Raw genomic sequence first — 9,833 nt, forward strand, 5'->3', positions numbered from 1 at the left:
TGATGCAGTGCCCCGATCTGGTGTTGCTCCGGCATGCGCAGGCGGGCGATCCCGCTGATTTCGACGGTCCCGATCGCGACCGTCCCCTGACCCGTGAGGGCGAGGCCAGCGCGGCGGCCATGGCGCGTGCGCTGGTCCCGCTGCTGGGGGAGCCGGCCCGGATCTGGGTCAGTCCCTGGTTGCGGGCGCGGCAGACGGCCGAACCGCTGGCGCATGCCCTCGCGTGCACCCCGGAGGCGGTGGACTGGCTGCGTCCGGGTCAGCTGGCGGGCCTGGAGTTGCAGGGTCGGCTGCAGGCGGAGAAGAAGGGCGGCAGCATCGTACTGGTGGGACACGAACCGGACCTGTCGCGGCTGGCCGGGCGGCTGCTGGGCGCGGCCGGCGGGGCGTCCCCGGTGGAACTGGGCAAGGGGGATGCCTGCGGCCTGTGCGGCCATCTGCCGGGGCCGCTACGCCTGGTCTGGTACCTGCCACGGGCGGTACTGGAGCGCATGGGCGGGGGGCAAACATGAGTCCTGAGGCTCGCCCGGAGACCGTCGCGGCGGTCGATCTGGGGTCCAACAGCTTTCACATGATCGTGGCCCGCCGCCAGGGCAGCGAGGTCCTGATGCAGGACCGCCTGAAGGACATGGTGCGGCTGGCCAGCGGACTGGATTCGCGCGGGGGGCTGGATCCGGCGGTGGCCGAACGGGCGATCGCCTGTCTGGAACGCTTCGGCCAGCGCCTGCGCGGGCTGCCACCCGGCAGCGTGCGCGCCGTCGGCACCAACACCCTGCGCCAGCTGCGCAATGCCGATCGCTTCCTGCGCCGCGCGGAAGCCGCGCTGGGCCATCCGGTCGAGATCATCGGCGGGCGTGAGGAGGCGCGCCTGGTCTATCTTGGGGTGGCGCATACCCTGGCCGACGAGGGCGAGCGGCGGCTGGTGATCGATATCGGCGGGGGAAGCACCGAGTTCATCATTGGTGCACGCTTCGAGACCGAGCAGGCCGAGAGTCTGGAAATGGGCTGTGTGAGCTTCACCCGCCGGTTTTTCCCGCGCGGGCGCCTGACCCGGCGTGCGTTCGAGGCCGCCGAGCTGCAGGCCGGGCGCGAGCTGCAGCCGCTTGTCCGGACCTATCGCCGGCTCGGCTGGGCGCAGGCCCTGGGATCGTCCGGGACCATCCTGGCCCTCAGCCGGATCGTCGAGGGGCTGGAGCTGGATCCCGAACCGGGGCTCACGCTGGCTTCGCTGGAGGCGCTGCGCGAACGCATGATCCGCGCGAAACGCATCGCCGAACTGGCGGATCTGCCGGGGCTCAACGAGGATCGTCGGCCGGTGATCGCCGGCGGGCTGGCAGTCCTGATCGGGGCCTTTCGCGCGCTGGGGATTGAGCGCCTGCATCCCTCGGACGGCGCGCTGCGCGAGGGCGTGGTGCATGACCTGCTGGGCCGGATCCGCCATGAGGACGTGCGCGGACGCACCATCCATCACCTGCGCGAGCGCTTCGCGGTGGATGCGGAACAGGCGCGGCGCGTTCAGACCACCGCCAACTGGCTGGCGGAGCGGGTGGCCGGCGACTGGGACCTGGGGCCGGACGACCGCGATCGCCTCAGCTGGGCCGCGGAGCTGCACGAGATCGGCCTGGCACTGTCGCACGCGAAGTACCACAAGCACGGGGAATACATCCTCGACTGGGCGGATCTTCCCGGGTTTTCGCGGCCGGAACAGCAGGAGCTCGCGCGTCTGGTGCGGCTGCATCGGCGCAAGCTCAAGCCCTCGCTGGTCAAGGAGCCGCGTCCGGATCAGGACCGGAGCTTCCGCTATCTGGTGGTGTTGCTGCGGCTGGCGGTGCTGCTGCACCGCCCGCGCACGGATGACCTGTTGCCGATGGAGACGCTGCGAGCGGGCGGCAAGTCGCTGGAACTGCGTTTCGCGCCGGGCTGGCTGGATGCGCATCCGTTGACCCGCGCCGATCTGGAGGCCGAGGCCACCGAACTGAAACGCGTCGGTTTCCGCCTGGAGTTCGCCTGACCCGCACCCGGGCCTCGTCGCCGGGTGATTACCCGCTGGTGGTCTGGGGTCCGGACAGCGTGTCCAGCAGCCACTGCTGCACCGACCACGGCGTTTCGCCTTCCGCCGGGGTCACGCGCTGGTAGCGACCGTCCGGCAGCAGGCGCCAGGCCGTGGCGGTATCCCGCAGATAGGCGAACAGCGACTCCTCCGCCACCCGATCGCGCATGGCCGGATCGGTCACCGGGAACGCGACCTCGACGCGCCGGAAGAAGTTGCGTGGCATCCAGTCGGCGCTGGACAGGTACAGCTCCGGTTCGCCGTCGTTGCCGAACCAGAACACCCGCGAGTGTTCGAGGAACCGTCCCAGCACCGAGCGTACCTCGACGTTTTCCGACAGTCCTTCCACCCCGGGGCGCAGGGCGCAGATCCCGCGCACGATCAGCTCGATGCGCACGCCGGCCTGCGAGGCGTCGTACAGCGCCTCGATGATCGCCGCTTCGTTGAGCGAGTTCATGCGCGCGACGATGCGTGCCGGGCGTCCGGCGCGGGCATGTTCGGCCTCGCGGCGGATTTTCTCCAGCATCGCGTCGTGCAGCCGGAAGGGCGCCTGGATCAGTCGCCGCAGGCGGGACACCTGGCCCAGCCCGGTCAGCTGCTGGAACACCCGATGGACGTCCTCGGTGATCACCGGATCGGCGGTCATCAGGCCGTAGTCGGTGTACGCCTTGGCGGTGCCGGAGTGGTAGTTGCCGGTGCCCAGGTGGGCATAGCGGTTGATGCCGTTCTCGTCACGGCGTACCACCAGCGCCAGCTTGGCGTGGGTCTTGTAGCCGACCACGCCATAGGTCACGTGCACGCCCTCGTCCTGCATGCGGTTGGCCAGCTCGATGTTGGCGGCCTCGTCGAAGCGTGCCCGCAGCTCGATTACTACCGTCACTTCCTTGCCGTTGCGCGCGGCCTCGATCAGGGTCTCGACCAGGGGCGAGCGCTTGCCGGTGCGGTAAAGGGTCTGCTTGATCGCCAGCACGTCCGGGTCGCTGGCGGCCTGGCGCAGGAACTCCACCACCGGCATGAACGACTCGTAGGGGTGGTGCAGCAGCAGATCGTGTTCGCGCACGCAGTGGAAGATCTGTTCGGCGCCCACGTGCGGTCGCGGCAGCGCGGGCACGAACGGCGGGAACTTGAGATCCGGACGGTCGACCAGGTCGTGGACCGCCATCAGGCGGTTGAGGTTGACCAGTCCGGTGACCTGGTAGAGGGCGTCTTCCGGCAGGTTGAACTGCTGCAGCAGGAAACGGGCGACTTCCTCGGGGCAGTTGTCCGCGACCTCCAGGCGCACGGCGGCGCCGTAATTGCGCTGCGGCAGCTCGCCCTCCAGGGCGTTGAGCAGGTCGTCGATCTCCTCTTCCTGCACGAACAGGTCGGAATTGCGGGTGAGCCGGAACTGGTAGCAGCCGGTGGCCTGCATGCCGCGGAACAGCTCGCCCACGTGGGCGTGCAGGATGGAGGAGAGCAGCACGAAATCGTTGTCGCCGGAGGCGACCTCCGGCGGCAGGCGCACCAGACGCGGGAGCGAGCGCGGGGCCTGCACCACCGCGCGACCGGATTCGCGGCCAAAGGCATCCTTGCCCTTGAGGGTCACGATGAAGTTGAGGCTCTTGTTGAGGATGCGCGGGAACGGATGGGCTGGGTCCAGGCCGATGGGCGTGAGCACCGGCTGCAGCTGCTCGCGGAAGTAGTCCTGCACCCACGCCTGCTGCTCCGGCGTCCAGTGGGTACGGCGCACGAAGTGGATGCCCTCGGCGGCCAGTGCCGGGATCAGTTCGTCGTTGAGGATCGCGTACTGCTCGTCCACCAGCTGGTGCGCGGCCGGGCTGATGCGCCGCAGCTGTTCCTGCGCGGACAGGCCGTCGGGGCCGGGCGCGCTGACGTTCAGCTCGACCTGCTGCAGCAGCGAACCGACACGGACCTCGAAGAACTCGTCGAGATTGGTCGAGGAGATGCTGAGATAGCGGAGGCGTTCCAGCAGGGGAAAACCGGGCTCCCGCGCGAGTTCCAGCACCCGGCGGTTGAATTCCAGCAGCGATAGCTCGCGATTGAGGAAGCGGTCGTTGGCGTCCAAGTCGGTGTCCTGCATCGGGGACTCGCGCGGCTTCGGGGCCGCGCAGTCCAGCACGGGGGTGTTGCAATCCAGTGAAAAATACCACGTTGGGCCCGGGTTCGGGGACCGCGCGCCGGTGGTGGGTGAGAAGGTCGACCTCCGCACTCGGGAATTGCATCGCCCGCCCAAGGTGACTATCGTTACCGGGTTCGGGATCGCTCCGCTAGCCGGGCGTTCCCCACGCGACACCACGACGCATTCCGAACCCGAATAAGGAGGTCCCATGGCCTACGAACTGCCCGATCTGCCGTATGCAAAGAACGCGCTGGAACCGCACATCTCCGCGGAGACCCTGGAATACCACCACGACAAGCACCACGCGACCTACGTGACCAAGCTCAACGGCCTGCTGCCGGGTTCCGAGTTCGAGAATGCCTCGCTGGAGGACATCATCAAGAAGGCCCCGGCCGGCGGCATCTTCAACAACGGCGCTCAGGTCTGGAACCACACCTTCTACTTCAACTGCATGGGGCCGAACGCCGGTGGCGAACCTTCCGGCAAGCTGGCGGATGCCATCAACAGCACTTTCGGCTCGTTCGATGCCTTCAAGGAGAAGTTCAACGAGATGGCGGTCGGCAACTTCGGTTCCGGCTGGACCTGGCTGGTGCAAAATGGCGACGGATCGCTGGAGATCGTCAACACCTCCAACGCCGCGAATCCGATGCGTGACGGCCAGACCCCGCTGCTGACCTGCGACGTGTGGGAACATGCCTACTACATCGATTACCGCAACGCGCGTCCGAAGTACCTCGAGAACTTCTGGAACGTGGTGAACTGGGATTTCGTCGCCCGGCAGATGCAGTAATAGCGATCACGGGATCCGGCGTGCCCCGGGCGGGGCCGTCGGATTTTCGAGTCCGCATTCCGGAAGCCGGCGGCCCAACCGCCGGCTTTCGCGTTTGGAGAACGGAACATGAGCGATTTCCTGCAGCATACCTACAACCGCCTGCCGGTCGCCTTCGAGCGTGGCGAGGGCGCCTGGTTGTGGGACACCGAGGGCCGCCGCTATCTGGATGCGCTGTCCGGGATTGCGGTCTGCGGCCTTGGGCATGCGCATCCGCGGGTGGCCAGCGCGGTCTGCGACCAGGCCTCGACCCTGGTGCATACGTCCAACCTCTATCGTGTTCCGCTGCAGGAGACGCTGGCGCGCCGGCTGTGCTCGCTCGCGGGGATGGATCGCGCGTTCTTCTGCAACTCCGGCGCCGAAGCCAACGAGGCCGCGATCAAGCTGGCGCGCCTGCACGGGCGGGCGAAGGGCATCGAGCGCCCGCGCGTGATCGTGATGGACGGGAGCTTCCACGGGCGCACCATGGCGACTCTTTCGGCCACCGGCAACGCGAAGATCCGGGCCGGGTTCGAGCCGCTGGTCGAAGGGTTCGAACATGTGCCCTATGGCGATGCGGACGCGGTGGCGGCACTGGCCGGACAGGAAGATATCGTGGCCATCCTGGTCGAGCCGATTACCGGCGAGGGCGGGATCCGCATTCCGCCGGACGGTTATCTGCGCCGCCTGCGCGAGATCGCCGACGCCAACGGCTGGCTGCTGATGCTGGACGAGATACAGGCCGGCATCGGCCGCACCGGACGCTGGTTCGCCTGCCAGCACGAGGGCGTTACCCCGGACGTGCTGAGTCTGGCCAAGGGGCTGGGGAACGGGATCCCGATCGGGGCGAACCTCGTGGCCGGGGCCGCGCGCGAGCTGTTCCGGCCCGGGATGCACGGCACGACCTTCGGCGGCAGCCCGCTGGTGTCGCGCGCGGCGCTGGCGGTGCTGGACGTGATGCAGGAGGAGGCCCTGTGCGAGCATGCCGAGCGCCAGGGGCAGGCACTGCGCCGGCAACTGGAGGAGCGGCTGGGTCACCGCCCGGAAGTCGTGGAAATCCGCGGTCGCGGCCTGATGCTGGGCATCGAGCTGGATCGCCCGGCGGGTGAACTGGTGGGCCGGGCGCTGGAGGCCGGTCTGATCCTGAACGTGACGGCGGAGCGGGTGATTCGCCTGCTGCCACCGCTGATCATCGACGATCAACAGGTCACGCAGATCGCGCATACCGTGGCCGAACAGGTGGATGCCATGCTGGCATCCGGCTCCACCCGGGAGGTTTCCGCATGAACCCGCGTCATTTCCTTTCCTTTCTCGATCTCCCCGCCGAAGAGACGCGCGCGGTGCTGCACCGCGCGATCGAGCTGAAACGCCAGCTGAAGGCGGGCGAGCACCATGACGACCTGCTGCGGGGCAAGACCCTCGGAATGATCTTCGAGAAGTCGTCGACCCGTACCCGCGTATCCTTCGAGGTGGGGATGCAGCAGCTCGGCGGCAACGCGCTGTTCCTGTCGCCGCGGGATACCCAGCTCGGGCGGGGCGAGCCGATCGAGGATACCGCGCGGGTGCTTTCGCGCATGGTGGATTGCGTGATGATTCGCACCTATGAGCATGAAAAGGTGGAACTCTTTGCGCGCTATTCCTCGGTGCCCGTGATCAACGGGCTGACCGACCTGGAACATCCCGCGCAGCTGCTGGCCGATCTGCAGACCTTCTTCGAACATCGGGGTGATATCCGCGGCAAGCGCGTGGCCTGGATCGGCGACGGCAACAACATGTGCCACAGCTACATGTATGCCGCGCATCTGCTGGATTTCGAACTGGTGGCGGCCTGTCCCGAGGGCTACGACCCGGAGGCCTCGGTACTGGAGGCGACCCGCGATCGCGTGACCGTGACCCGCGATGCCGGCGAGGCGGCGACCGGAGCGGACCTGGTGGTGACCGACGTGTGGGCGAGCATGGGCCAGGAGCAGGAGAAGAGTGCCCGGCGCCAGGCGTTTGCCGGGTTCTTCGTCGATCAGGCGCTGATGGATCGTGCGCAGCCGGATGCCCTGTTCATGCACTGCCTGCCGGCCCATCGCGAGGAAGAAGTGGCCACCGAGGTACTCGAGGGCCCCCAGAGCGTGGTCTGGGACGAGGCGGAAAACCGCCTGCATGCGCAGAAGGCGCTGATGGAATTCCTGGTGCGGGCGGCGGGCTGACGCATGCAGGAAACCACCGGTGAGGGCGAGCGGCCGCCGCGTGGAACCGGGGGTGGCGATCATCGGGGCGACGGGGCGTACAGTCCGTGGCGGGCGCGCATCGGGCTGTTTCTCGGTCCGCTGGTCTTCCTGATCTTCCTGGTGGTCCCGCCCCCGGAGGCCTTTTCTCCGGAGGCCTGGCGGGTCCTGGGCCTGACCCTGTTCATGGCAATCTGGTGGATCAGCGAGGCGCTGCCGATCCCGGTGACCGCGCTGCTGCCCATCGCCCTGTTGCCTCTGACCGGCGTGGTAGCGATGGACGAGGCCACCGCGCCCTATGCCAATCCCACCATCTTCCTGTTCATGGGCGGTTTCGCGATCGCCCTCGCGGTCCAGCGCTGGGGACTGCACCAGCGACTGGCACTCGCCATCCTGTCGCGGTCGGGGCACGGCCTGCACACCCTGGTGGGTGCGTTCATGCTGGCCACCGCGGGTCTGTCCATGTGGGTCAGCAATACCGCGACGGCGGCCCTGATGCTGCCCATCGCCCTGTCGGTACTCGGCCTGATGGAACGCAACGGTGGCGAGGGGCTGGACGGCATGGCCCCCGACAGCCGCCGCCCGGCCCTGGCGCTGCTGCTGGGCATCGCCTTCGCCGCGAATATCGGCGGCATGGCGACCGTCATTGGGTCGCCGCCCAATGCGCTGACGGTGGCGTTTCTCAATGACCGCTACGACCTCGGGATCGGCTTCATCGACTGGATGCTGCTGGGGCTGCCGCTGTCCGTAACGCTGCTGGTGATCGCCTGGCTGCTGCTCACCCGCTGGGTATTCCCGGTGCATCGCATCCGTCTGAACGGGCTGGATCGCATGCTCCAGCAGCAGGTTGGCGATCTGGGCCCGTGGAGCTCCGCGGAGCTGCGTGTGGCCGGGGTATTTCTCCTGGTCGCGCTGGCGTGGATGTTCCGCCCGCTGCTGGAGGCCTGGCTGCCGGTGGAACTGACCGATGCGGGGATCGCGATCCTGGGTGCCGGCCTGCTGTTTCTGATCCCTTCGGGGAATACCGAGCAGCGGCGGCTGCTGAGCTGGGACAATACCCGCGAGCTGCCCTGGGGCGTGCTGCTGCTGGTGGGCGGGGGGCTGAGTCTGGGTTCGGCGATCGAGTCCTCGGGGCTCGCCGAGCTCAGTGCCGAGGCCCTGATCGGGGCCCGTGACTGGCCGCTGCTGCTGGTGATCGGCGGCGTGGTGATGGTGACCATGACCCTCAGCCATGTGACCAGCAACACCGCGACCGCGGCCACTCTGCTGCCGCTGGTGGCGGCGCTCGCCCTGCGCATGGACGTGCCGGTGGCGCTGATGACCCTGCCCGTGGCATTCGCGGCCTCGGTCGCCTTCATGCTGCCGGTCGCGACCCCGCCCAACGCGATCGTGTTCGCCTCCAACCGTCTGCGGGTGGTGGACATGATCCATGGCGGGGCCCTTCTTTCGCTCGTGGCGGTGCTGCTGGTGAGCGTGGCGGTGTACGCGCTGGCGGAGCCGCTGCTGCTGCGGCATCTCGGCTGAGTCGCGTCGTAGCGGGGGCTCAAGTTGTGACTGGGTCGGCCGCTAGCGGGTAGGAGAACCTTGGCGCCCCATCGGGCCGGGCGTGAAAGCGGGATTTAGGGAGAGAGAGATGCTCAAGAACGTCCGGATCGGAGCTCGGCTGATGGCCGGGGTGACCCTGGTGGTAGTGGCCGCGGTGGTCCTGACCCTGGTGGTGGTGATGAACAGCCTCGGCAACATGGCTGATCGCGCGGAGCAGCGCGAACTGAACGACCTCGGTGACCTGCTGGTGCGCCAGCTGGAGCAGGAAGCGGATCGCGGTACGGGGATGGCCCAGGCCGTGGCCGCCATTCCCGATATCCAGGAGGCCTTCGCGCAGCGTGATCGCGAGCGTCTGCACGAGATGACGGTCCCGGGCTTCGATCATCTCTACGAGGAATACGGTGTCCGTCAGTACCAGTTCCATACCCCGCCCGCGACCTCCTTCCTGCGGGCGCACCGGCCGGACCGCTACGGCGATGACCTGTCGGGTTTCCGCCAGACCGTGGTCGAGACCAACCGTGATCGCCGGCCGATCTCGGGTCTGGAAGAAGGGGTCGCAGGTCTGGGCATCCGCGGCATCGTGCCGGTTGCGTTCGAGGGCGAGCATATCGGCTCGGTGGAGTTCGGCATGGCCTTCGACGATGCCTTCTTCGAAGACTTCACCGCCGACACCGATGCCCCGGTGGCGCTGTATCTGCGCGACGAGGGCGGCTTCCAGGCTTTCGGCAGTACGATCGAGGGCGATTCGGCGTTCTCCTCCGAGGAGATGCGCCGCATCCTCGATGGGGAGGAGCTGGTCCGGCATGTGGAACGTAACGGCCGCCCGATGGCGGTGGTCGGGCGTGCGGTGGAGGACTTCTCCGGCGAGCCGGTGGGCGTGCTGGAATTGATGGTGGACCGCAGCGATTACGTCGCGATGGCCCGCAACGCGACCACCACCGTGCTGGCGGTGGGCGTGATCGCGATCGGCCTCGGGCTGCTGCTGGCCTGGGGGCTGTCGCGCAGCATCGTGCGGCCGCTGCGCCAGACCGTCGAGCGCCTGGACGACATCGCCTCCGGTGACGGGGATCTGACGCGCCGGCTTGAGGCGGACGG

8 protein-coding genes are annotated in these 9,833 nt (G+C 68.0%); 7 read left to right on the forward strand and 1 reads right to left on the reverse strand.

Annotated features, from left to right (window positions below; genetic code table 11):
* Window positions 1-2: 2 nt before the first annotated feature.
* Together D571_RS0110755 and D571_RS0110760 are read left to right on the forward strand one after the other, a co-directional pair.
* Window positions 3-512 carry a histidine phosphatase family protein gene (locus D571_RS0110755; RefSeq protein ID WP_026287792.1) on the forward strand — a complete coding sequence of 170 codons (510 nt, stop codon included), beginning with the start codon at window positions 3-5 and terminating at the stop codon, window positions 510-512.
* Window positions 509-2,011, forward strand: a complete 1,503-nt coding sequence (locus D571_RS0110760; protein WP_018936696.1) for a Ppx/GppA phosphatase family protein — start codon at window positions 509-511, stop codon at window positions 2,009-2,011. The genes D571_RS0110755 and D571_RS0110760 overlap by 4 nt, the downstream gene beginning before the upstream one ends.
* Before the next feature lie 28 nt (window positions 2,012-2,039).
* On the opposite strand, the gene ppk1 is transcribed toward D571_RS0110760, so the two are convergent.
* Window positions 2,040-4,130 carry a polyphosphate kinase 1 gene (ppk1, locus tag D571_RS0110765; RefSeq protein WP_026287793.1) on the reverse strand — a complete coding sequence of 697 codons (2,091 nt, stop codon included), beginning with the start codon at window positions 4,128-4,130 and terminating at the stop codon, window positions 2,040-2,042.
* A 247-nt stretch (window positions 4,131-4,377) separates the two neighbouring features.
* On the opposite strand from ppk1, the gene D571_RS0110770 reads away from it, so the two are divergent.
* The 5 genes from D571_RS0110770 to D571_RS0110790 form a co-directional block, all read left to right on the forward strand.
* Window positions 4,378-4,959, forward strand: a complete 582-nt coding sequence (locus D571_RS0110770) for a superoxide dismutase (RefSeq protein ID WP_018936698.1) — start codon at window positions 4,378-4,380, stop codon at window positions 4,957-4,959.
* A 108-nt stretch (window positions 4,960-5,067) separates the two neighbouring features.
* On the forward strand, window positions 5,068-6,264 hold the full coding sequence (locus D571_RS0110775; RefSeq protein ID WP_018936699.1) for an acetylornithine transaminase: 1,197 nt from the start codon (window positions 5,068-5,070) through the stop codon (window positions 6,262-6,264).
* The gene (gene argF, locus D571_RS0110780; RefSeq protein WP_018936700.1) at window positions 6,261-7,175 is read left to right on the forward strand and encodes an ornithine carbamoyltransferase; all 915 of its coding nucleotides are present in this window, start codon (window positions 6,261-6,263) and stop codon (window positions 7,173-7,175) included. The genes D571_RS0110775 and argF overlap by 4 nt, the downstream gene beginning before the upstream one ends.
* 3 nt (window positions 7,176-7,178) lie before the next feature.
* Window positions 7,179-8,717, forward strand: a complete 1,539-nt coding sequence (locus D571_RS0110785) for an SLC13 family permease (RefSeq protein WP_018936701.1) — start codon at window positions 7,179-7,181, stop codon at window positions 8,715-8,717.
* A gap of 109 nt (window positions 8,718-8,826) precedes the next feature.
* The coding region (locus D571_RS0110790) for a cache domain-containing protein (RefSeq protein WP_018936702.1) at window positions 8,827-9,833 on the forward strand (1,007 nt) is incomplete at its 3' end.

Origin of the sequence: Thioalkalivibrio sp. ALJ24, from assembly GCF_000377785.1 — a bacterium.
Taxonomy (GTDB): Bacteria; Pseudomonadota; Gammaproteobacteria; order Ectothiorhodospirales; family Ectothiorhodospiraceae; genus Thioalkalivibrio.